The organism is Rhizobium sp. CG5, from assembly GCF_023701945.1.
Taxonomy (GTDB): Bacteria; Pseudomonadota; Alphaproteobacteria; order Rhizobiales; family Rhizobiaceae; genus Allorhizobium.
This window is the reverse complement of the sequence record NZ_JABAEF010000001.1, coordinates 593,589-616,335: the sequence shown is the minus strand read 5'-3', so window position 1 is coordinate 616,335 and position 22,747 is coordinate 593,589. Positions and strand designations below refer to the sequence as shown.

Sequence of the window (22,747 nt, the reverse complement as noted above, 5' to 3'; positions counted from 1 at the left end):
AGCCGGTCTCGATCCGCTTTCCGTTAGCGGGCCATGACATGCGCGGTTTCCGGAACCCAGAACAGCCGGCGGCGCGCGCCCTGCTCGGGGACTTCGACCGTGCCATCCAGCGGCCGGGTGACGATCAGCGGACCGTGCGCGGTGGCAAACTGCATGTGCAGCAGGCTGCCGAGAAAGCGGGCTGTTGTCAGCGATGCGTCGATCGCCCAATCCGGAACCGGTTCCGGCTGGCCGACGCCCGCCATTCGCACGGTTTCCGGCCGGACGCAGAGAACCGCTGCGCCGGAGCGCCCTTCCGCCAGCGGAAAGACACCGTTGCCGCATGTCAGAACGTGACCGTCCGCCGTACCGCGGAAAAGGTTGGATTCCCCGAAGAAATTGGCAACGAAGCTGTTCCTCGGCTGCAGGTAGAGGTCGCGCGGACTGGCGACCTGCTGGACGCGGCCCTGGTCGAGGACCGCAACCCGGTCGGACATGTTGAGCGCTTCTTCCTGGTCATGGGTCACGAAGATGACGGTCTGGCCGAGGCTCTGCTGCAGGCTGCGGATCTCGCGCTGCATCTCGACGCGCAGGTTCCGGTCGAGCGCCGACAGCGGCTCGTCCATCAAAAGGGCGCGCGGGCCGAAGGAGATGGCACGGGCCAGCGCGATCCGCTGCTGCTGCCCACCGGAAAGCTGGGTGATGCGCCGGTCGGCAAACTCCTGCATGTGCACCCGCTCCAGCGCCCACTTGACCTTGGCCTCCTGCTCGGCCTTGGGCATGCGGCGGGCGCGCAGCGGATAGGCAACATTCTGGGCCACGGTCATATGCGGAAAGAGCGCGTAGGACTGGAACACGACACCGATGTCACGCTGATGCGGCGGCACGCGGGAAATGTCGCGCTTGCCGAGCATCAACCGACCGGCATCGGGCGAGATGAAGCCCGCGATCAGCATCAGGAGGGTGGTCTTGCCCGATCCCGATGGCCCGAGAATGGTCAGGAATTCGCCTGGCTTGACCGAGAAATTGGCTTCTTCGACGACCACCTTGTCGCCATAGAACTTGCTCAGATGCTGGAAGTCGATGCCGTAGCCATGCTGTTCGCCGGGGCTGGCAGCAACAGCCTCTGGAGCAGGCACGGCGGTTTTGATCGCGACGTTCATGGGCAGGGATCCATTTGCGGGAAGGACAGCGGCATCGGCGGCAACCGACGAAGCGACATGAAGGGAGGCGTTTGCGAGGGCAGCTTCCTTGCGGCGCGCCAGGCGCCCGGTGCGGCCCATTTTCCACAGGCTCCAGCCTGCAAAGGCGATCAGCACCATGAAGAGCTGGACGGACGCAATCGAGGTGATGGTCTTGTCCAGGCCGTTCTGGCTGAGACCGTCCCACATCTTGCGCGGCAGCGTTTCAAACCGGGGGCTGGCCAGGAACTGTGCCAGAACCACCTCGTCAAAGGAAAAGACGAAGGAGAAAATGGCCGCAGCGATGATCGAAGGGACGAGCAGCGGCAGAATGACTTCGAACAGCGTGCGCAGCTGGGTCGCCCCGAGCGAGGCGGAGGCTCTCTCATAGGCGGGATCGAGGCTGGCGAGCCGCGACATCACCGGCATCACCACGAAGGGCAGCACGACGATGGCGTGCGCGACCGCCAGCGCCCACATCGAGCCGAGCAGGCCATTGCGCGCAAAGACGATGTAAAGGCCAACGGAAATGACCATCAGCGGCACGATCATCGGGGCGATGAAGAACATCTTCATGAACTTCGCCAATGCCTTGTTCTCGATCCGCGATATGCCGATTGCTGCGGCCGTTCCGACAACCGTTGCCAAGGCGGTGGCAAGCGCTGCGATCTGCAGCGACAGCAGCGCATCCTGGCCCCAACGGGGATCGTCGATCAGATTGCGGTACCATTCGAGCGAAAGCTCCTTCGGCGGGAAGACAATGGCACTGCCGGCGCCGAAGCTGATCGGCACGATCATGATCACCGGCATGATGATGATGACCAGCAGGACCCAGCCGTAAATTTTCAATGCGCGGGCAGCATTGCCCTGGATCAGGAGTTCCATCACTTCGCTCCCTTGTGGTAGATGCGGTCGATGCCGGCAAAGCGGTCGTAGAGGAACAGAAGCCCGATGCAGAAGACCAGCAGGACCATCGACGTGGCGGCCGCGAGCTGAAGGTTGCCGAGTTGCTGGATCTGGTCGCGGATCGCCATGACGATGGTCGGAGCACGGCCGCCGCCGAGAATTGCCGGGGTAATGAAGAAGCCGAACGCCAGCGTGAAGACCAGCATCGAGCCGGCGACGAGGCCGGGTAGGCTAAGGGGAAGGTAAATCTCGCGGAACACCCGCGCCGGGCTCGCGCCAAGGCTCAATCCCGCCCTCACATAGGCCGGATCGATGGCTTTCATTGCCGGGATCAGCGTCAGGACCATGAACGGCAGGAGGATATGGACCATGCCGATATAGGCACCGAGCTTGTTGTAGACCAGCTCAAGCGGGCTATCGATGACGCCGATATTGATCAGGAAATTGTTCACCAGCCCGCGGCGCTGCAGGATGATGATCCAGGCGAAGGTACGGGCGAGAAAGCTCAGCCACAGGGTGATGAACAGCACGACGCCCATCCATGCGGCAAAGCGCGAGCTGACATTGACCATCAGATAGGCCAGCGGGTAGGCAAACAGCGCGCAAAGCACGGTGGTCAGAAGGGCCAGCTGCAGCGTGAACATCAGAAGCTTCAGGTAGACCGGCTGCGCCAGGTCGATATAGCCCTGCACCGAAAAGCCTGTCTTGCCGCCGCCGCCGAAGCTCATCCACAACAGGACGAGCAGGGGCATCACGAAAACAGCCACCATGGCGACAATCGGGAGCGTCATGAGGGAGACCGTCAGGCCTCGCTGCTGCCTTTGCCAGGCCGTCAGCGTCAGGCTGGGCGGATCGGCCAACAGCCTGCTTCCCTCTCCTGCTGGCTCAGATGCGTCGATCGGAATCATCATTTTTCCTGTCACTATCCGCAGTCAACATCACGCACGGCCCCTCCACGGGGCCGACGCATTTTCAGACGGCCATTTCGGGAATGGCGATGCGTCCTTTGTCGACGATCGTCACGCCATCCAGCGCAAGCGAGCTTTTGCGCAGCGGGATATCCATGTGGCACTGGGTGTCGTTCGTGCCGCCGAGCTCGGTGTTCGGGCCCAGCGAGAACAGCACGTTGCCGTAATAGCTCAGCGAGTTGACGCTGATTTCCTGGGTGCGGGTCCGGGTGATCGCCCGGTGGTACCAGGTCGCCGTGTTCAGCAGGCCCCAGCCGATATGGCTGATCGCATAGGCCCGCGGATCCTTGAAGCTCTCCATATAGTCGCGCAGCAAGGGGGCATCCATTCCGTCCCCTTCGATATCGGTGACGAAACCGTCCTTGATCGTCAGCTTGACGGGGCTCTCGACCATCCGTTGGAAGGCGGTGACCGTATCGCCCGGCATGACCATCACCGTGCCATTGACCTTGCCGTCATAGGCCTGGCTGAGCACCTGGCCGGTGCCCATGTGATCCCAACGGCCGGGCGTGTCGGTATAGCCATACTGGGTCATCACCCGATAACCGCCCATATCGAAGGTGGCGTCAGTGCCGGCGTCGGACCAGATCCGAAGCGTCTTCGCCTTGCTGAGCAGATTTTCACCGAACTCGATCCGGCGGCGCAGGTCCGGCGTCGGGAAGTTCTGCGCCAGAACGTCGAACGGTTCGCGGACGAACAGCATGCGTGCACCCGCGGCGCAGATCTCGTCCTGTTCCGGCGAGAACAGCGTGCCCATCACGTCGATGATGATGTCGGCTTTCTTGAGCGCTTCGATCACCGGACGATTGCCGGCGATCGCAGTCTTGCCTGTGGTCTGTCGCGAGGACCGTCTTTCCCGCAGCGGCACGGTGATCTGGAACGGTGTCGCTCCGAGATCGCGCGCTGCAAGCAGGAAGGCCTCTGCGTAATCCGCACGGATATCGTGTTCGCAGAGAACAATGACGGTTTCATCAGGCTTCAGCGCGCAGAGCTTCAGCTGTTCGGTGAACAATGCCACCATTTCATGTTGAGTGGTCATGATCGTGCGTCCTTCAATCCAGCGCTGCAATCTTCTTCAGGTCCGCGACCATCGCGGCGGTATCAAATTCGGCGACCAGGCGCTCCCGCATGCGCGGCGCGGGACTGGCGTTGACGTTTTCGAAAAGCGCCACGCGACCGGCAAGCGACGAGCAGGTCAGGTCCCAGATGAAGTTCATCAGCTTCTCCTTCTGCATGCCGGTGACGCCTTTGCCCGGCAGCAGCTCTGCAAGATCGGGGCCAATGTCGGGATTTTCGAAGGCGGCCTTGCCGAAGCGCATCACCAGGCCCTGGCCGCACATTTCCTGCAGGACATGGATGATGTGCGGATAGTTGCGGATAGCGTAGAGACGACCAGTCGTGATCATCATCACGTCCGGACACATCACGCCGCTTTCATTGATCTGCGCATTGGTTTCGGCGGCGATGAGGAACGCTTCGAGCGTACGATTATACTCGATGATCTCCGCCAGCATGCCGCGGACACCGGGGATCTGACCCGTACCGAGCACTTCGGTCACCTGCTTGGCGCAGGCAACGAAGACCTCGGACTTGACCTTCAACCGGGTCAGAACATGGTAGTGGGCGAAGAGCGTTGCCTTGCCGGAAATCGCCGAGACATGCTCGTTGCCGAGATTGAAGATCCGTTCCTTGGGAACGAAAACATCCTTGAAAATGACAAGCTGGTCGGCTTCCTCGCCCTTGTGGCCGAGCGGATGGTCGAACGGGTCTGCACCCGGATTGGACAGCATCTCGCGGCTGACGAGCTTGATGCCATCGGAATTGATCGGCACAGACCCCCACACCGCGGCCTCGGAAGGCGTGCCGGGATAGGCGAGGTTGGAAAAGAAGATCTCATTGGTCTGGGCGGCGATCGATCCGACCGACTTGGCGCCTGAAATATAGACACCGTCCTTCTCAACCCGCTTGACCCGCAACAGCGAAGCGGCCTGTGCCAGCGGCGACGAGCGGTCGTTTTGCGGGCCGGTCAGGCTCTCGGCGCAGGTGATCGAGTTCAAACGGCCGAATTCGACATAGCGCTGGACGTTTTCGACGAAATCCGGCTGGCACTCCGGAAAGGCCGATTTGAAATCCTTGAAGAGATGCAGATGCGCCAGGATGCCGACGGCAAGCGTTGGGCCGAGATCCGGCGGCCGACCGAAGGTCCCGACCGTCTTGCGCGAGGTGTATTCGATCATCTTCCGGCGGCCGAGCAGTTCGTCCATCGTCTCAGGGACCTGCCAGGAACGCGTGGTCATGAGGCCGGACTTCTTATCCAGAACCGTGGTGGCGTCGGCAAACTCTTCGGTGAACTGGTCGTCGAACATCGACGCCATAAGATCGATGCCCGCAGCAAGCGCCGGCTCGTCGGTAACCTTGTTCAGCTTGACTCCGTTGACCCAAAGCTGACGTCCGTCATCCAGCGAAGCCTTGAATGCCTCGCCTGTCTTGAGAGCGTGTTTGGTCACGGGCTTCGTCATCGTGTTCATGTGTCTGACTTCCGTCTCTTTCAGCCTGTTCGGGCCGCACGGCGCGGACCGGAACGATGGGCACACAGATATCCTCCCGATCCAGAGCGAGGATCGGCGCAAAGGGTGCCGGAGCCTGTCGCAGCATCTGCGCTGGACCAACCACCGGAAATGTCATGGTCTTATCTGGATCGACGCGCCGGCTGTTCACAACCAAAAACACAACCGCCGCTTAACCTGCATCGAAGGCTAGACTTTGGTTGAGACCATGGCAAGTGGAATTTTTGGAAAATTTCTTCGAAAAGCCTCCTTCTCTCGCGATAATCAGCCTGACAGATCAACCTATATATTTGATCTTTATATAGATTATTCACAGAATTTTTTATGAACGTTTTTTTGTGCATCTATTTTAATGATCAAATTATGTGCACAAACTGCGACAACCAACCAACAACCACTCCGCAACCAAAGCTGCATCTGGACATCTGGTTGACCTGGCTGTATAGAAAGGCAAACAACAAGCTTGAGCGGTCGCCCATAGGTCGAGACGAAAAAACCATTGCTGCGGCTAACATCAGTCGTCGCAATGGCATGGAGTGACCGGCTCAGAAAATTTGGAGGATCACCATGAGCCAAGAATTGCCCATAAACGGGTCACTGACCTCGGTCGACGACGTGACGGAGGCCATACTCGGCCTTGCCGAAGGGGGCGATTTTCCGCCCGAGCGGCAATTGGCAGAGCGCATCGGCGTCAGCCGCCATCTGCTGCGCAAGGCGCTGACGACACTGCGCAACGACAACAGAATTCCGGAAAATCGGCCGCGCAACAGCCCCGTTTCCAAGAGCCGCGCCCGCAGCACCGGACAGATGATCGCCACCAAGGCAAACATCGCCAGCAAGACCAGCCCGGCCGAACTCTGGGAGGTCCGCCTGCTGCTGGAGCCGGAGATCGCCCGCCTGGCGGCAACGCGCGGCACCCAGACCGAGATCGAAGAGATTGTCGCCGCCCATGCGATCAGCGAACCAACCGTATTCGACCGCGGCAACGACAACCGGTTCCACCGGGCAATTGCGGTTGCGAGCCACAATATCCTCGCCGCCTACCTCCTCGAACAGGTCATGGATTTGACTTGGGACGACGCCATCCGCACCCGCCTGCCCGCCTATACCAACGAGACCGGCTGGAGGCATCACGAGGCGATCGTCGATGCGATCCGCGGACGCAGGGCAGCTGAGGCTGAACAGGCCATGCGCGAGCATGTGGTTGCCATCATGAAATGGCTGAATGGCGGCAATTCGTCCGGCTCCTGAGGCCCGAGACAAACGCTCTAAGCAAAATCGATCCCGAACACGAACAGAACAGGCAGGTTTGCGATGGTACCGAATACAATCAACGCTGACGGAGACGCGGGCACGGCATGTGTCGACGCCCTGACATTTCGCGCAGCCATGAAAAAAGTTGCCACGCCGGTGACGATCATCGCGACGGGAACGGGTGACCTGCGCCATGGCATCACCGCCTCGGCTGTCTGCTCGCTCAGCGACCAGCCACCGATGGTGCTTGTCTGCGTCAACCTCAACAGCACCATCCTGCCCCATATAAGGGCAAACCGCAGCTTTTCCGCCAACTTCCTGGACGAAGAGCAATCGGCACTGGCCCAGCACTTTGCCGGAATGACCAAGGTCTACGGCCCCGAGCGCTTCCAGCTCGGCAACTGGCGCAACCTGGCAACCGGCGCTCCTGTGCTGGAGGACGCCCTGACGGTCTTCGACTGCAGCCTCGAATGCGAATATGAATCGCCGACCCATGCCGTTCTCGTCGGCCGCGTGGAGGCCATCATGCAGGACAGGACATCGCGGGCGCTGGTTTATGCCGGTGGGCAATTCAGCTTCCCTGCCCCCATCTTGCCGATGGGATAGGCCCCAGTTCGCATCGGCGGCACGATAACCTTGCCGTCGATCGGCCATGGAGACATGTGCCGGTCCTGAAAGCGGGCTCCGACTGCTCTGCGCGGGAAAATTCAACCAATCCTCCACCAACAATGTCGAATGGTCAAAAGATTGGCCCATGGCACGGGCCAGTTGATCGGAATCAATTGCACCTCGCTGGCCTGTGACATACTCGCCGAAACCGGTCGATTGACTCGGGGCAAGTTGACCCCAGGCATCCGGGCCGACCCGTCTCTAAAAAAGGTGGCATTGGCCTCCGGCCTGCCGATTCTCCAACGAGTGAGCCCCGTGGAGACGGGGATGTGGGAGCGGACATGTTGGCAGAAGGGAATTCCATGCAGCAGCCAGATCAACGGATGATCGATGACATTGTTACAATGGGCGGTGCTCAAGAGCCCGCCGATGTGGTGGAAGTCCTGCGCCGGATCATCGATGAAGAAGGCAGCCTGCCGGCTGAGCGCCTGCTGGCAGACCGCCTGAACGTCAAGCGCCATCAATTGCGCAAGGTGCTCCAGATCCTGCGCCAACGGGGCGAGCTGCAGCCGACCCGCAGCGGACGACGCTTACCCTCGCCTGCAACCAACCGGAGCGACAGGCTGGTACAGTCGACGAATCCCATGGAAGTCATGGAGATGCGCATGATGATAGAGCCGGTGCTGGCCCGGCTTGCGGCACTGCGCGCCTCGCCGGCAGAAATCAGCCGGATCCTGCAACAGGCAAAATCGCATCCCGGCATGAGTCCGAGCCAGGCCGACCAATTGTTCCATCGCGCCATAGCCGCCGGCTCGCGTAACAGCCTGGCCGGGGAACTTCACATTCTGCTCTATCAGGTCCAAAACGACAGCCGGCTGCGTTTTGCCGACAGCGACGACGAGACGACAGCCGATCGCATCAAAGCGCGCGACAGCGAGCACCAGATGATCGCCGACGCGATCGCGGCTCGCGACCCCAACCGCGCCGAGCGCGCCATGTGGGAGCACTTGGCCGTGGTTCAACGCAAGATGGCCAGCCGCTTCGGCGTCGTTGTTTAGCTGAAGCGGCCCCATGGGCTCCAACAGTCGCGAAAATTTCAGACCGAAACGAAAGGGCCGCGCGAGAGCATAAGAGTGTCCGCGCAATGACCGTGCCTGGGTCGCAGCTGTCCTTGCCCGACTGGGTTGCACCATCGAACTTTGATGGATGACGATGCGCGGTGCAACGCCGCGCATCGTCCGTGACATGTTGGGCGCAACGGCCTACTCGATAAACTCGCAGCCGGCCTCCTTGAGGAATTTGTCGACCCATTCACGATTGACCACGCCGGCCTCAGTCTCTGCCATCTGCTTTGCCTCTGCCTCGTGCTTTTTGGTCGCCGCCTTGAGAATCGCGGACGCGTCCGCCTTCGGAACGCAGACAACCCCGTCGATATCGCCAAGGATCAGGTCGCCGGGTTCGACGACCGTGCCGTTGATCGCAATCGGCAAGCCTATTTCTCCAGGGCCCGTGCGGTAAGGGCCGCGATGGGTCACCCCGCGCGCAAAGACGGGAATATTTCGCTCCAGAAAAGCCTCGGCATCGCGGATGGCACCGTCCAGCACGAAACCCTTGACGCCGCGACGGATCGCATGGGCGAGCATCAACTCCCCCATCAGGGAATTCGCCATGTCGCCAGCTGCATCGACCACGATAATGTCGCCGGGTTGCGCCATGTCGATGGCCTTATGCAGCATAAGATTATCGCCAGGACGCGTTCTCACGGTCAAGGCCGCGCCAGCGAGATTGCCGGACCGGTGCATAGGCCGTATGCCCGTACCAAGCCCGCAAATGCGAGACATGGAATCGCTGACATTGGCGACCGGAAGGGATTTGAACGATTCGACAAGCGCCGGATCGATACGATCCCAGTTCAATTTGATGCGAAATCCGTAAGTCATGAGAGCCTCAGATGGAAAGTTCGGTGGGGCGGGCAACAGAACGCTCGTCCGGCGCGTTGCCGTCGAGAATGCTGATGATGTGCTGGGCAGCGATCACGGCCATCGCGTCGGCGGAGCCGTAGGTCACGCCGCCGATATGCGGGGTGGCGATCAGGGTGCTCAAGGCCCAGAGCGGGCTGTCGGCAGCCGGTGGTTCGGTGGCAAAACTATCGAGTGCGGCGCCTGCAACCGTGCCTGCGGACAGCGCATCGGCAAGCGCCGCCTCATTGATGATGCCGCCTCGGGCGGTGTTGACCAGAACAGCGGTCTTCTTCATCAGGCCCAGCCGACGTGCGCCGATCAGGTCGCGGGTTGCCGCCGTCAGCGGGCAATGAATGCTGAGGATGTCCAGATCCGGCAACATGCTGTCGATGTCGCTTGCCGAGGCGAAGCCGTCCGCTTCCGCGGCCCCCGGGGCGAAGGGGTCGTGCACCACCACTTCCATGCCAAGCGCTTCCGCCATGCGGGCCGTTTCCCGCCCGATACCGCCGTAACCGATCAGGCCGATCGTCGCTCCGAGAAAATCCTTGCCGATGAAGGTCGGCTTTGGCCATTCGCCGCTTTTCACAGCCTTGTCGAGCGGCAAGATCTCCTTGATGAGGCTGAGCGCCAGCGCGATCGTATGTTCGGCGACGGCACGGGAGTTCGACCCCATCGCTCGCAGCACCGGGATCCCGAGCCTTGCGGCAGCGGCGATATCGACATTGTCGATACCCACGCCGTGCTTGGCAATGACCTTGAGACGGGGCGAGGCGGCGATCACCTCCTCGGTGATGCGTCCCTGGCGCACCATCATGCCGTCGATCCCAAGCTCCGCTGCGCGCTTGGCGACAATGTCAGATGCATCGTAGGGTGGCGAGAAGAACACGTCGATGTCGTGATCGTTCAGGAGCCGGATCGCCTTCTCGGCAATCTTGTTGTGGGTGACGAGGATTCGCCGACCCCGTTGGCCGTGCCGTACCCCCTGGAAACTGTCATGGGTCATAAGGTGGCCCGTCCTTTCTCAAAGCGGTCTAAAAGATTTTGTGCGCGTGTCACGATCGGCGCATCGATGAACCTGCCATCCAGCATGAAGGCCCCTCGCCCCATGGCGGCCTCTTTCTCGTTGGCTGCTATGACTTTCTGCGCCCAGGCGATTTCGTCCGGGCTGGCCGCGAAACATTCGTTGAGGATCGGCACCACCGACGGGTGGATGCAGGTTGCGCCGTCAAAGCCGAACTGACGCGCCTCCGATGCCGCGGCCCGAAGCGCCTCCTTGTCGGCAAAGTCCACGGTGGTCCGCAGCATGCCGAAGGAGAGCACTCCCGCCTCCTTGGCCGCATAATGGATCATCAGCTTGGGATAGCGCAGCACATCGGGTGTCGGCTGGGCGCCCATGGCGGTTGCCAGATCCTCGCCACCGGAGGTGACCGCCAGGACCCGTGGACCGTGAGCGATGGCACGAACCTCGAACAGGCCTTTCAAGTCTTCGATCAAGGGCACGAACTTGATCGGTGCCCGCTCTGTCTCATGTCGTTCAAGATGGTCGGCGAGACCCGTGAGAATGTCCACGCCACTGACCTTGGGAATATAGAGCGCATCGGCTCCGGCCAGCGTCGCCGCCACGGCATCGTCGAACAAGCGATCACCATTGTTGATGCGGACGAAAACCTGGCCGCCCGTGCGTTTGATCTCCGGAACCCATTTCGTCAGATTGTCCCGCGCCTCGGTCTTGGCCGTTTCCGGCACGGCATCCTCGAGATCGACGATCACGACATCGGCGCCACGGTGCCCGGCCTTTTCCAGAAATCGCGGCGCATTGCCTGGGACATAAAGAAGCGAGGCGATCATTCGTCCCCCTCCAGATCACCCAGGGTCATGCCGATTTCGGCCAGAATAGCCTCGGTCTGCTCGCCGACTTCGGGCGCCGGGTGGCGAAAGACCCCGGGTGTCTGCGAAAACCGTGGGAATATGTTGTGCTGGGGAATGCTGCCGAGATCGGCATCCTCGACATTGACCACAATCTCCCGCTCGGCGAAATGCCGATCGGTGCTGATGTCGGCGATGTCATAGACGGGACCAACGGTGGCGCCCGCCTTGCGCATCTCCGAAAGGGCTTCGTCCCGGGTTCGTGTGCGAAACCAGGCCGCGAGCGCCGCGTCGACCAGTTCGCGATGCTTCACGCGCTCCGCATTGGTCGCAAAGCGGGGATCGTCCTTCATGTCGGGCCGGCCGACGATCTCGAAGATGCGCCTCGCGATCGCTTGCGTCGAGCCGGAGAGCGCCACATACTTGCCATCGCGGCACAGATACACGTTGCGCGGCGAAACCGTGTTGGAGCCCGAGCCGGACCGTTCCTTGACCTTGCCTGTGACATGATAGATCGAAGCCTCGGGCCCGAGCGATGCGAAGATCGGCTCGAGCAGCGAGAGGTCGATGACCTGGCCCGCAGCATCGCCCCGTTCACGGGCAAACAGCGCCATCATCACCGCATTGGCCCCGGTCAAACCGGAAATCATGTCAGCCAGCGCCAGGGGAGGCAGCACCGGTTCACGGTCGGGGAACCCGGTGCGCATGGCAAAGCCGCTCATCGCTTCCACCAGCGTGCCGAAGCCGGGAAGCTTGGCATAGGGGCCCGTCTGGCCGAAACCGGAAATCCGCACGATGACCAGTTTCGGGTTGAGTTCCAGCAAGGCCTTCGGAGACAGCCCCATCTCCTCGAGCGTGCCCGGACGAAAGTTCTCGATAAAGACGTCGGCCGTTTCGAGCAGCTTCGTCAGCGCTTCCAGCGCCTTCGGCTGGCGCAGATTGAGCGCGATCGAGCGCTTGTTGCGCCCATAGGTCTTCCAGTGGAGGGAATGACCATCGTCGCGCCATTCTCGCAAGGCATCCCCCTGTGGGGGCTCGACCTTGACGACATCCGCACCGAAATCGCCGAGCTGGAGCGACAGCATGTTGCCTGCCACGACACGACTGAGATCGATGACGCGGATGCCATGCAACGGCCCCTTGCGATCGGGCTGAAATCGGACGGTCTTTGTATTCTCTGCCATCTTGACCTCAATTCTGGTCGCGGTTTCCGGGAAAAACGGCGCAATAATCCTTGGGGACATGCACCAGAATGGACCCGTCCTTCAGTTCCAGCGGTGTCTGAATGCGAAACTCGATCGGACCCGAGCGCACCGCATATTGCCAGACGGAGCCCAGATAAGTTCGCTGCTCAATCGTCACCCGCAAGGTATTCGGGCCAGTTTGGTTGACGATTTCGATCTTCTCCGGCCGAACCGCGACAACCACCGCGCCCGTCGCATCCGCTGGGCCCGGCGGCGTCACGATCTCGCTGCCATCGACCAGGCGGACCCGGGCTGCGTCCGTGCCGCTCTCGATCATCGTGCCATCGAAGAAATTCGATGATCCAATGAAATCCGCGACAAAACTGTCGGCGGGCCGCTCGTAGATTTCGCGCGGCGTGCCGAGCTGGCGCATACGGCCCATGCTCATCACCGCAATCCGGTCGGAAACGGCGAGCGCTTCAGACTGATCATGGGTGACGTAAATGGTGGTGACTTTCAACCGCTCCTGCAGCTCGCGAAGCCAGACGCGGGCCCGCTCGCGCAGTTTCGCATCGAGGTTAGACAGCGGTTCGTCCAGCAGGAGAAGAGGCGGCCGATAGACCAGGGCACGCGCGAGCGCAACGCGTTGCTGCTGTCCGCCCGAAAGCTCGAAGGGATAACGGTTGGCGTAAGGCAGCATCTCGACGAGACCCAGTGCATCCTTGATGCGCTCGTCGCGCTCCGCCCTGCCGATCTTTCGAAGCATCAGAGGAAAGGCCAGATTTTCCGCCACCGTCTTGTGCGGCCACAGCGCATAGGACTGGAAGACGAGACCGATATTGCGCTTCTCCGGCGGCACCGTGTTGCTCGGATTGCCGTCGAATAGCACCCGATCGCCGATCCGGATCGTGCCTGATGTCGCGTGGTTGAGGCCGGCAACGGCAAACAGCGAGGTCGACTTGCCGCAACCGGACGGTCCAAGCAGCGTCAGGAACTCGCCCGAAGCGACATGAATGTTGAGATTGTCGACGGCCGTGACGGCGCCGTATTTGATGGTGAGGTTCTGCAGAACAAGATCAGCCATAGATTTTGGCTCCCATGACGCGGCGTGCGAGTATGACGAACGCGGCGGTAATGATGACTTGGATGGTTGCGAGAGCGGAGACCGGGCCATTGTCGCCCTGGGCGACGAGCTGCAGCATGGTGGTCCCGATGATCTCGGAACCGGGCTGGTAGAGAAAGGCCGCGGTCACATATTCCTTGAAGAAGTGGATGAAGAGCAGTGCATAGCAGCTGAACAGCGCCGGCTTCAGGATCGGCACGATGATGCGCGTCACGGTGGTCCACCAGTCCGCGCCGGAAATGCGTGCACCCCGGTCGAGCTCCTCCCCGATCTGGGCAAGCGCTGGCGCGATGGCGCCAAAGCCGACCGGAATGTAGCGGATCATGAAGGCAAGGATCAGCACGGCGATCGTGCCGCGGATGACGTCTGCTCCCGGCAGCCAGATGATCGCGTAGAAGAAGCCGAGGCCGGCGATGATGCCCGGCAGCGCGCGCGGGAAAAGCGCGATATATTCGAGTGCGCGGTTGTGCCGGAAGTCCGAACGACGTGCGACCAGAGCGATGACCAGGATGAAGAATGTGCCGATCGCAGCACCGATCGTTGCGACAAGCATGGAGTTGACGATCGAGCGCACATAGTTGGCCGATCCCATGACAAGTTCAAAATTGGCGGTTGTCAGCACTTTCCAGAACGGGATCAGCGGGGTGAGGAAACTCACCATCGAGCGCATGAAGATGCCGCCGAAGATCGAGATGATCGTCAGAAAGGCAAAGGCGAAGACAAAGATGAAGGCTGGCCAGCGCCATGGCCCAAGATCGAGTGTCGAAGGGCGGCTTGCCTTGCCGCGCACGGTGACGAAGCGACCGGACGACTTCATCAGGAAGCCCTGAAGCCAGACGAGCAGCGCCACGACGACCAAAAGAATGACGGCGGCGGCACCGACGATCCCGTATTCCGGGCGCACCGAGGCATTGATGCCGGCATTGTAGAGGAAGGTGGTCACGGTCTGAATACCGGACGGGCCGCCAAATAGAAGCGGGATCGCCAGCATCTCGATGCCGACGACAAAGTTCAGCACGGCAGAATAGATGATCGCAGGGCGGATCATCGGAATGGTCACCGAAAACAGCGCCCGGAAAGGGCCAGCACCCGTCGAGCGCGCCGCGTCCTCCAGCAGCGGATCGGCCTTGGTGACAGCGGCAAGGCACATCAGATATGTCAGCGGTGCCTGGCTCAGTCCCGCAACCACGCCCATGCCCGTGACGCTGTAGAGGTTCCACGGTGCGCCACCAAGATAGGTCTTGGCCGCGAGCGTCATAAAACCCGACGGGCCGTACATGGTGAACCAGCCGAAGGCGATGACGAGGTTCGAGACGAACAACGGCCAGATGAAGATTTCACCAAGCCACTTGCGTCCGGGAAGATTGGTGCGACCGACCAAAACGGCCATGATCGCGCCGAAGACCTGCGCAACGACCATCGTCAACGCACCGAAGTAAAGCGTGTTGAAAAAGACGCCGGCCATGCCGGGTTCGCTGAACAGACGGCTGAAATTGCCGACCGTCAAGACAGCCGTCTCGTCATAGAGCGGCTTGTCGAGGAAGGCCTGGAAGACGATCGGGGTGATCGGACCGAATACGAGGATCGTCGTCAGCGCCGCAACGCCCCAGTAGATCGCACGCGATCGGTCAATCCCCCTTCCGGCCGCGCCGGCGTGGCTGATATCCGTCATCGAATTTTCCTGTCAGGGTTTGTTGGGAGGGCCGCCACAAAACCGTGGACGGCCCTCGCGCGGAGCCTTAGCGGCCAGCGATTGCCGCATTCCACTTCTCGACGAAGGGCCCGGCCTCGGTGATCAGACGCTGGTCGAAACCTGCAATGATCATGTTGTCCTCGCCGACGAGACCGCCGATCTTCTGGAAGGTGTAGCGGACCTGGTCTTCGGCCACGTCTTCACGATAGGGAACCAGTCCCCCCTTGCCGACGAGCGTCTGCCCTTCCTGGCTCAGGGCATAGTCGACGAAGAGCTTCGCCGAATTCGGATTGGCGACGCCCTTGGGAATGCCCATGCCACGCAGCATCATGATCGTACCGTCGTCGGGAAATGCAAAACCGAGAACCTCGCCGCCCGGCTGCTCCAGTCGCGGAAAGATGGTGATCCCGGATACGGCGATGCCCATCAAGTACTCGCCAGTCGCGATCTTTTCATTCATCGGGCCGCCGGACGTTTCGCCACGGATCATCGGTCCGATCTTGCGAAGGTCGCTCCAGCCTTGTTCACCCTTCTTGTTCATATAGCTCCACCAGGCGCTCAGTCCAAAACTGTTGCGGGCGGCGTCATAGGTGGTGATCTTGCCTTTGAAATCGTCCGGATCGGCCGTCGCGGCAGCAACCAATGACGCAAACCCCTTCGGACGCAGGTCTTCCGAGAGCAGCGCGGCATTGTAGGTGATGACGAGCGGGTCCGTCGAAAGGACGTTTACGCCCGGATACGGATGGGCAAATTCCGGCAGCTTTGCAACTTCGGGGCTTGTGTAGTCTTCCATCAACCCGTCCTTGCCATAGGACGCCCAGCGGTCATTGGCACCGGATACGAGGAGATCGGCGGTGCGGGCGTTCGAGCCCTTTTCAGCCTCCCAGCGCGAATGCACAGTGCCGGATCCGAGATCCACCGTCTCGACCTTCACCCACGGATACTTTGCGGTGAAGCCCTTGATGATCGGCTGCCAGTTGTTATCCGCCATGTTGGAGTAGATCATCAGCCCGGCTTCGGAGCGCGATCCTTCGATGATCGCTGAATATTCGGCCGGATAGCCCTCAGGCACGTCCTGCGCATGAGCCATGCCGGCAATGCCGACGAGCAACCCTGCAACGGCCGAAAGTGTGGTCAATTTCATTGCTTACCTCCCTTTGGATAGACGACGACGGCGACGCGACAGCTCCTCACTGATCGCGACCGCAGTTTCCCTGACCACGTCACTGATGCGGCCGGAATTTGAGATGAACCTTGCCTGGGGACCGGAAATGTTGAACGCGGCAATGACCTCGCCACTCGCTCCGACGATGGGAGCAGCAGCCCCTGCCGCTCCTTCAACGATCCCCATGGGATTGACATAGACGCCTGACGCTCTGGCGCTCGCCACGGCTTCGCGCAGCTTCGCCTCTTCGGCTTCGGAAAGAGATGCGGCAGACACGTAGCTATCGACCTTCGCGTCGCTACCGGCAGCAAGAAGGACAATTCCGCTTGCAACCTTGTGCGCTGGTCGCGTTGGAACGATGTCGCGATCGTAAAGGATTTCGCGTTTCGGCAGGACCTTGTTGAGATAGCGGATCGACTGTCCTTCGAGCACGGCAATGAAGCCGCTCTCCCCGGTCTGCTCCACAGCCGCCAGCATATAGGGCGATATCAGTGCGATCAGCGCACCGTAGTTGTGACCGTCGGACGAAATTTCTCCCGGGAGGCGCCGCAGTTCGTATTCGCCGCTCTCAAGACGGCGAACGTAGCCGCGCTCAGTCAATGACTGCAGCATTTGCAATGCGCTCGACTTCGGCATGGCCAAGGCCGCAGCAATCTCCGACAGCCCGGCCGGCCCCGTCGAAGCGGCAAACCACTCGATCATATCAAGGACACGCTCGACCCCACGACCACTCAAAAGAGACCCTCCCAGATCGTTCACTATACTGAATGAACGCATGATACTGAATATCGTACCTGCGGTCAATCTTGAATCGACAGTGTCGAGACTCCGAGCCTGGCCTTGGGGTGGGAATGTCCGAAGAGCTGGAGCGCCAAGTGAGGGTGATTTTACACAGCCGAATCGCACGTCGTGGCTGATGGCCCGGAGGCAACAGCACCCGCTCATTGATCAAGCGCGGTAGGCTGTGCCGAAAGCTACCCCTGCAACAGTGACGGCAACAATGCGCCAACAGCGATCATTGATTGATCCTCCAGTCTTGGAACAAACCAGACCTTAGGGCGCTTTGCCCTCGTGATATGACCAGACGAAGGGAAGAAACCGCTTGGCAGAGACACCTACGCGATCAGGAAGCACATGGGCATATGTCGCGGATACGCTGGCTTTGATCCTGTTCTTCACCACAACCGGCATCATCAACGAGCGGTTCATCGCAGGAATGACTTGGGAGCAAGTCCTTCATGCTCGTCTGATCGGAGGGGTTCTGATGGTTCCGGTAGGGCGGCCTTACGGCCTGTGGCGCGACTTTATGATGAGCCATGCGAAGGAAACACGATGTTCCCAGGTTCTATGGGACTCCGGGGCACTGATGAGTTTTCAGGTGCCGATCTACGCTGCGATCATCGCGCTTAGCGGAGCCACCGGCGAAGGCCTGGTGCGAGGGGTGCTGGGTGCGGCGGTGATGATGCTCGTGCTAGGCCGACCTTACGGAGCATTTCTGAACTGGATAAGGCGCCTCTTCCGTCTGCCGCCTGGGGGCGAAAAGCCAATGTCACTGAACGCTTGACCTGAAGGTCGTTTTTCGGCCGACTGCAGACTTGAGCGGTTTGTCCACCGCCTGCGGCGGACCTCGCCAGTCCTCAATTCCATGCGTCGATATTCGTTAGACATAATTCTGGTTGCGGATCAATCGGAGCCGGCGGTTCTGCCGCGCGAGCAGGAGCTGGGCCTCTAAACCTTCCCCCCAACGCGGCGAGCGACGCGACCACGCGGCGTGATCCACCCGAACGACCCCGCGCTGGTCCGGCTGTCGTTCGTCCCAACTTATAATGAGAAGTTATGTTATGCGCATGTGAAACGATCAAATTGCCGATCAAACTACCCTAGTGTCATGGCATTGCGCGGTTCGGCACCGTTGGAGAAAGTGCCGACAAGCAAGCGCACGTCAATTGCAGGGCATAGGCGCTGGAGCGCGCCGAGGCCCAAGGAGGATATCGTGACATATTTCGTGGAGGAAGCGTCAGTCGAAACCGTGAATGCCCGCATCGGCATCGATACGGATCCGCGGCTGGCTGAAATCATGGCAGGTGTCGTCAAGCACCTGCACGCCTTCGTCAAGGAGGTGAAGCTGACCTCCGACGAGTGGGCGGTAGCGATCGATTTTCTGACCAGGACGGGCCAGATTTGTACGCAGGAACGGCAGGAATTCATCCTGCTCTCGGATGTGCTGGGCTGTTCGATGCTGGTGGACGCCGTCACCAACCGTCGACCAAAAGGCGCGACCGAAAGCACGGTGCTTGGTCCCTTCCATGTCGAGAATGCGCCGGTTCGCGAGCATGGTGCGGTCATCAGCCTGGATGGCAAGGGCGAAAGCTGCCTGTTCGAAGGCCGTGTCCTCGACCTTGAGGGTCAGCCGATCGAAGGGGCCTGCGTCGACGTCTGGTCCGACAATGCCGACGGTTTCTATGATGTGCAGCAGCCGGGCATCCAGCCCCAGTGGAACAATCGGGGACGCTTTTTCACCGGGGCCGATGGCCACTACAGCTTTATCGGCATCCGCCCTGTCAGCTACCCGATCCCCGATGACGGGCCGGTGGGCCAGCTTCTCGGCCATCTCGGACGCCATCCCTGGCGACCGGCCCACATGCATTACATGATCAGCGCTCCCGGTTTCCGCAAACTCGTCACCCATACCTTTGTTGGCGGCGATCAATATCTGTCGTCCGACTCGGTGTTCGGGGTGAAGGAAACGCTGATTGCTCCCTATGAACGGCTGGAAGGTGCCCCGACGCTCTGGCGCTCCCCTTTCGACTTCATCATGATGCCCGTATGAGAGTGAGGTGGCGGTGCCAAATCTGAAGATCTATGTCGATGAAACGATTTTCGATGGCGTGCGTCTGCGCCTCAGCGAAGCGCTTGAACCGATCCGCACCCTGCTCTGCGATGCCTTTCGCGTGGCGCCGCCCGCCTGCCAACTGGCGGTGATCCGGGTGCTGGGAATGCCGGATCAGCCGCCGATCAATACCGAGCTCCTGATCCTGCCCCACACCGACCGGACGGATGAAGCCATCCGGGCGGCAGCCGAGCGACTGCGCTCCCTTTTGGTCTCGGTGACCGGCGCACGGGTGGCGGTCCGCATCGCGCAACTCGACCCGGCAACCTATGTGGCGTTGAAATAGATAGGGACGGCTTATGCCGTTCTCATTTATCAAACTCATTGGCCGATTTTTCGGCCAATAGGCATACCCCGCCATGGCTAGGCGTTGGAATTCAAGCGCCGCCGGCCAAGGGTTGCATCCCTATTCGCGCACAGTACAAGCCAGCGCATTCGGACACAGGCGCCGAAATCGTCCGACCGGAAAACCAATTGCCAGTTTATATTGGCCCATGAAGCGAGATACCCGCTGCATACCGGATTCGATCGGCACTCGCATGCCGCGGTACAGTTCCACTAAAGTGTTTAGTACCAATAGCTAATTAAGCATTATCAATGCGCGCTCTCAAGGAGACACAGTCCCGAAAATGGCTCCTCCACCAGGCATTACACACTGACATGGCGCGCCTGGCGGCAGGGGAAAGGGCAACTGGCAAGCAACCGGCGGTATACCGGGTTGAGGGGGAGGAACGACACAAACAGGCGGCGGCGGCATTGCCCCGGGAAAAGGCGGCGGCATTCCCCCCGGAAGAGGCGGTGGCATTGGCCCCGGAGGAAGAACTTGCCCTAGGGCCTGCCCTGCCAGACTCAAAAAAGCGAATACAAACAAACATCGTTTCATATAGCCCCCCCAAGTTTCGCTGGACAAAACGAGGGCCGTTTCGCCCCTCTATTTTGCCAAGGCATTTTATGTTTACTGGAACATCCCGCAAATTCAACTTGCGACATATAACAATATTGTAAAAATATAATAGTTATTGACTACATTAAATGTCAACGAGAACTTGAAGGGGCCGCAGGGAATTTCAGAATCAAAAAACGGATATTCAGGCCAGCGCATCTTGTGAAATTTAAACGAATTCGCAGAGATCGGAGCCGGGCCAAGGCAATTTATATTGTCCGGATTGACTTGAAGATACATTGCAAAATATTCAGTATCAGAGACTTACGCGTGTCTTTCCTTTCTTCTCCGCTCTGGCCTCAGCAGCGTGGCTTGCCATCTTACCCGCGGCGGCGGGTCACCTGCTGCTCGTGCTCCATGCGAGAGTCGAGCTGCTTGAATTTTTCGGTGATGAACGCCACGAAGCGTGGCAGGGCTGGCGGCGGCACCCGGTCGGCAAAGGTCAGCAGGCCGAGCTGGCGCTCCGGATGCTCGATGCGCAACGGCAGAGCCTGGATCGGGATTGTCCGCCGGTGGCTGAAGACCACCGAATAGGGCAGCACCGTCAACGCATCCGAGCCCACCACGACGCTGAAGATCGACGCCAGCGTGCCACCGGAAAAACTCACCTTGAACTCGTCGAGCCCGATCGACTTCAGGGCCCGCTGCAGATCGCGAAACAGCGGGCTGTCGGCAGGCGGCGCGATCCATGAATAGGGCTCGATATCGGCAAGCGTGATGACGCTGCGCCGCGCCAGAGGGTGGGTGGCGCTGCAGGCGATGACATTGCGACCGGTCAGAAGCGGCGTGAAGTGCATGTCCGACGGGATCATCTTGGCATGCACCGGCAGGATGGCAAGGTCGAGCGCGCCGCTGCGCAGGCTTGCCGACAGCTGGTCGAAATAGCCGTAGGTCTGGGCGATCTGCACATCCGAATGGCGGTTCTGGAAATCCGCCACCATGCTGGCGACGACGCCGTCGAAGAAGATCGGCGTTCCTCCCAGGCGCAGGTGTCCGGCCTGTCCCTCCCGGTACCGTTGCACGAGCCGGCTGGCCTCCAGGCTTTGCGTGCGGATGCGGGCGCCGAGGCGCGCCAGCTGGCTGCCAAGTTCCGTTGGTCGCAAGGGCCGCCGGCCCGGCTCGAACAGCGGTGTTCCGATCCGCTCCTCCAGCAGCGCCATGGTCCGCGAAACGGATGGCTGCGACTTGCCGAGCGCATCAGCGCCTTCCGTCAGGCCACCCTTCTCGACGATCACCGCCAGAATTTCGAGATGTTCGCTGTCTATCTTCATAACGGAACATTATATTATGTCTCAATCTTGCGATCAATATCCGACATGACCTGATTTAAGTTGGTTTTCGAGGATGGAGATCGACCGGCAGGAGGAGCCTTATGTCATTTTTTCGCGACGAGTTCGCCGCGCAGTGGCCAGCCGTTCGCGTGCGGTTCGGTGTCGGCATACGCCATGATCTCGTCGCCGAGATCAAGCGGCTCGATTGCCGGCGCGCCCTGATCCTGACGACGCCGGAGCAGGCGCATATCGCTGCGGAATTCGCAAGCCTGTGCGGCGATCACGCCGCCGGGACGTTTACCGGTGCCCGCATGCACACGCCGGTGGCGATTTCCGAGGAGGCCGTCGCCTATGCCCGTGACATTGCGGCCGATTGCCTCGTGGCGATCGGCGGCGGCTCGACCACCGGGCTCGGCAAGGCGATTGCGCTGCGCACCGACCTGCCGCAGATCGTCGTGCCGACCACCTATGCCGGCAGCGAGGCGACCGCCATTCTCGGTGAGACCGAAGACGGTGTGAAGACCACGCTGACCAGTCCCAAAATCCAGCCGGAAGTCATTCTCTACGACGCGGAACTGGTGCGCACCCTGCCGGTCGCCATGACCGTGACGAGCGCGCTGAACGCCATTGCCCATGCCGCCGAAGGGCTTTACGCCCAGAACCGCACACCGCTGACCTCGCTGATGGCGGTGGAGGGAATGCGCGCCTTCCGCGATGCCCTGCCGCGCGTTCTGGTCAATCCCGACGACCTCAGGGCGCGGGCCGAAACGCTCTATGGTGCATGGCTGTGCGGCACGGTGCTGGGCCAGGTCGGCATGGCACTGCATCACAAGCTTTGCCACACGCTGGGCGGCAGCTTCGACCTGCCCCATGCCGAGACCCATGCCGTGGTTCTCCCGCATGCCATTGCCTACAACGCTGCTGCGGCACGCGACGAACTGCGGCCCTTGGCCGAGCTGTTCGGAGACGACCAACCGGGCATGGCATTGTATCGCTTTGCCCAGTCGGTCAACGCGCCGATGGCGCTGCACGGTCTGGGCCTGAAGGAGAGCGACCTTGACCGGGCGGCCGATCTGGCCGCGAAAAATCCATACTGGAATCCCCGCCCGGTGGAGCGGGATGCGATACGGCAGCTGTTACAGGCTGCCTGGGCCGGCGAGCCGCCATTGGCCTGACATTTTTTTGAA

Annotated in this window: 20 protein-coding genes; 7 read left to right on the top strand and 13 right to left on the bottom strand. The window is 60.7% G+C overall.

Going from position 1 to position 22,747, the window contains the following annotated elements:
- Nucleotides 1-23: 23 nt before the first annotated feature.
- From HGO38_RS03000 to HGO38_RS02985, 4 genes are all read right to left on the bottom strand, one after another.
- Nucleotides 24-2,045, bottom strand: a complete 2,022-nt coding sequence (locus HGO38_RS03000) for an ATP-binding cassette domain-containing protein (protein WP_250954425.1) — start codon at nucleotides 2,043-2,045, stop codon at nucleotides 24-26.
- Nucleotides 2,045-2,926, bottom strand: a complete 882-nt coding sequence (locus HGO38_RS02995) for an ABC transporter permease (protein ID WP_250954424.1) — start codon at nucleotides 2,924-2,926, stop codon at nucleotides 2,045-2,047. Before HGO38_RS02995 ends, HGO38_RS03000 begins: the two co-directional genes overlap by 1 nt.
- A 112-nt stretch (nucleotides 2,927-3,038) precedes the next feature.
- Complete coding sequence (locus HGO38_RS02990; protein WP_250954423.1) at nucleotides 3,039-4,073, bottom strand: 2,5-dihydroxypyridine 5,6-dioxygenase NicX family protein; 1,035 nt, start codon at nucleotides 4,071-4,073, stop codon at nucleotides 3,039-3,041.
- A gap of 13 nt (nucleotides 4,074-4,086) precedes the next feature.
- Complete coding sequence (locus tag HGO38_RS02985; RefSeq protein ID WP_250954422.1) at nucleotides 4,087-5,562, bottom strand: 4-hydroxyphenylacetate 3-hydroxylase N-terminal domain-containing protein; 1,476 nt, start codon at nucleotides 5,560-5,562, stop codon at nucleotides 4,087-4,089.
- A gap of 606 nt (nucleotides 5,563-6,168) precedes the next feature.
- On the opposite strand from HGO38_RS02985, the gene HGO38_RS02980 reads away from it, so the two are divergent.
- The 3 genes from HGO38_RS02980 to HGO38_RS02970 all read left to right on the top strand — a co-directional run bounded on the left by HGO38_RS02980 (nucleotide 6,169) and on the right by HGO38_RS02970 (nucleotide 8,522).
- Nucleotides 6,169-6,852 (top strand): FadR/GntR family transcriptional regulator, encoded by a 684-nt coding sequence (locus HGO38_RS02980; protein WP_250954421.1) that lies wholly within the window; start codon nucleotides 6,169-6,171, stop codon nucleotides 6,850-6,852.
- A gap of 63 nt (nucleotides 6,853-6,915) precedes the next feature.
- A complete protein-coding gene (locus HGO38_RS02975) occupies nucleotides 6,916-7,461 on the top strand; it encodes a flavin reductase family protein (protein WP_250954420.1) in 546 nt (181 codons plus the stop codon).
- Nucleotides 7,462-7,826: 365 nt separating this feature from the next.
- Entirely contained in the window at nucleotides 7,827-8,522 is a 696-nt protein-coding gene (locus tag HGO38_RS02970; RefSeq protein ID WP_250954419.1) for a FadR/GntR family transcriptional regulator, read from the top strand.
- A gap of 204 nt (nucleotides 8,523-8,726) precedes the next feature.
- Here the strand turns inward: HGO38_RS02970 and HGO38_RS02965 are convergent, their stop codons facing one another.
- The 8 genes from HGO38_RS02965 to HGO38_RS02930 form a co-directional block, all read right to left on the bottom strand.
- Nucleotides 8,727-9,404, bottom strand: a complete 678-nt coding sequence (locus HGO38_RS02965; RefSeq protein WP_250954418.1) for an RraA family protein — start codon at nucleotides 9,402-9,404, stop codon at nucleotides 8,727-8,729.
- 7 nt (nucleotides 9,405-9,411) lie between these two features.
- Entirely contained in the window at nucleotides 9,412-10,428 is a 1,017-nt protein-coding gene (locus HGO38_RS02960) for a hydroxyacid dehydrogenase (RefSeq protein WP_250954417.1), read from the bottom strand.
- Entirely contained in the window at nucleotides 10,425-11,273 is an 849-nt protein-coding gene (locus HGO38_RS02955) for an HpcH/HpaI aldolase/citrate lyase family protein (RefSeq protein WP_250954416.1), read from the bottom strand. The genes HGO38_RS02960 and HGO38_RS02955 overlap by 4 nt, the downstream gene beginning before the upstream one ends.
- A complete protein-coding gene (locus HGO38_RS02950) occupies nucleotides 11,270-12,475 on the bottom strand; it encodes a CaiB/BaiF CoA transferase family protein (RefSeq protein ID WP_250954415.1) in 1,206 nt (401 codons plus the stop codon). The genes HGO38_RS02955 and HGO38_RS02950 overlap by 4 nt, the downstream gene beginning before the upstream one ends.
- A gap of 7 nt (nucleotides 12,476-12,482) precedes the next feature.
- Nucleotides 12,483-13,559: an ABC transporter ATP-binding protein gene (locus tag HGO38_RS02945; RefSeq protein ID WP_250954414.1), complete on the bottom strand. Its 1,077-nt coding sequence runs from the start codon at nucleotides 13,557-13,559 to the stop codon at nucleotides 12,483-12,485.
- Nucleotides 13,552-15,270, bottom strand: a complete 1,719-nt coding sequence (locus tag HGO38_RS02940) for an ABC transporter permease (protein ID WP_250954413.1) — start codon at nucleotides 15,268-15,270, stop codon at nucleotides 13,552-13,554. Before HGO38_RS02940 ends, HGO38_RS02945 begins: the two co-directional genes overlap by 8 nt.
- A gap of 67 nt (nucleotides 15,271-15,337) precedes the next feature.
- Entirely contained in the window at nucleotides 15,338-16,435 is a 1,098-nt protein-coding gene (locus tag HGO38_RS02935) for an ABC transporter substrate-binding protein (protein WP_250954412.1), read from the bottom strand.
- Between the two features lie 3 nt (nucleotides 16,436-16,438).
- On the bottom strand, nucleotides 16,439-17,260 hold the full coding sequence (locus HGO38_RS02930) for an IclR family transcriptional regulator (RefSeq protein ID WP_250954411.1): 822 nt from the start codon (nucleotides 17,258-17,260) through the stop codon (nucleotides 16,439-16,441).
- A gap of 298 nt (nucleotides 17,261-17,558) precedes the next feature.
- On the opposite strand from HGO38_RS02930, the gene alaE reads away from it, so the two are divergent.
- From alaE to HGO38_RS02915, 3 genes are all read left to right on the top strand, one after another.
- A complete protein-coding gene (gene alaE, locus HGO38_RS02925) occupies nucleotides 17,559-18,020 on the top strand; it encodes an L-alanine exporter AlaE (RefSeq protein WP_284739284.1) in 462 nt (153 codons plus the stop codon).
- 426 nt (nucleotides 18,021-18,446) lie between these two features.
- Nucleotides 18,447-19,286: a dioxygenase family protein gene (locus tag HGO38_RS02920; protein WP_250954514.1), complete on the top strand. Its 840-nt coding sequence runs from the start codon at nucleotides 18,447-18,449 to the stop codon at nucleotides 19,284-19,286.
- A gap of 7 nt (nucleotides 19,287-19,293) precedes the next feature.
- Nucleotides 19,294-19,632, top strand: coding sequence for a hypothetical protein (locus HGO38_RS02915; protein ID WP_250954409.1), 339 nt, complete (start codon nucleotides 19,294-19,296; stop codon nucleotides 19,630-19,632).
- Nucleotides 19,633-20,609: 977 nt separating this feature from the next.
- On the opposite strand, the gene HGO38_RS02910 is transcribed toward HGO38_RS02915, so the two are convergent.
- On the bottom strand, nucleotides 20,610-21,560 hold the full coding sequence (locus HGO38_RS02910) for a LysR family transcriptional regulator (protein WP_250954408.1): 951 nt from the start codon (nucleotides 21,558-21,560) through the stop codon (nucleotides 20,610-20,612).
- Nucleotides 21,561-21,661: 101 nt separating this feature from the next.
- On the opposite strand from HGO38_RS02910, the gene HGO38_RS02905 reads away from it, so the two are divergent.
- Nucleotides 21,662-22,735 (top strand): maleylacetate reductase, encoded by a 1,074-nt coding sequence (locus tag HGO38_RS02905; RefSeq protein WP_250954407.1) that lies wholly within the window; start codon nucleotides 21,662-21,664, stop codon nucleotides 22,733-22,735.
- The last annotated feature ends 12 nt before the right edge of the window (nucleotides 22,736-22,747 follow it).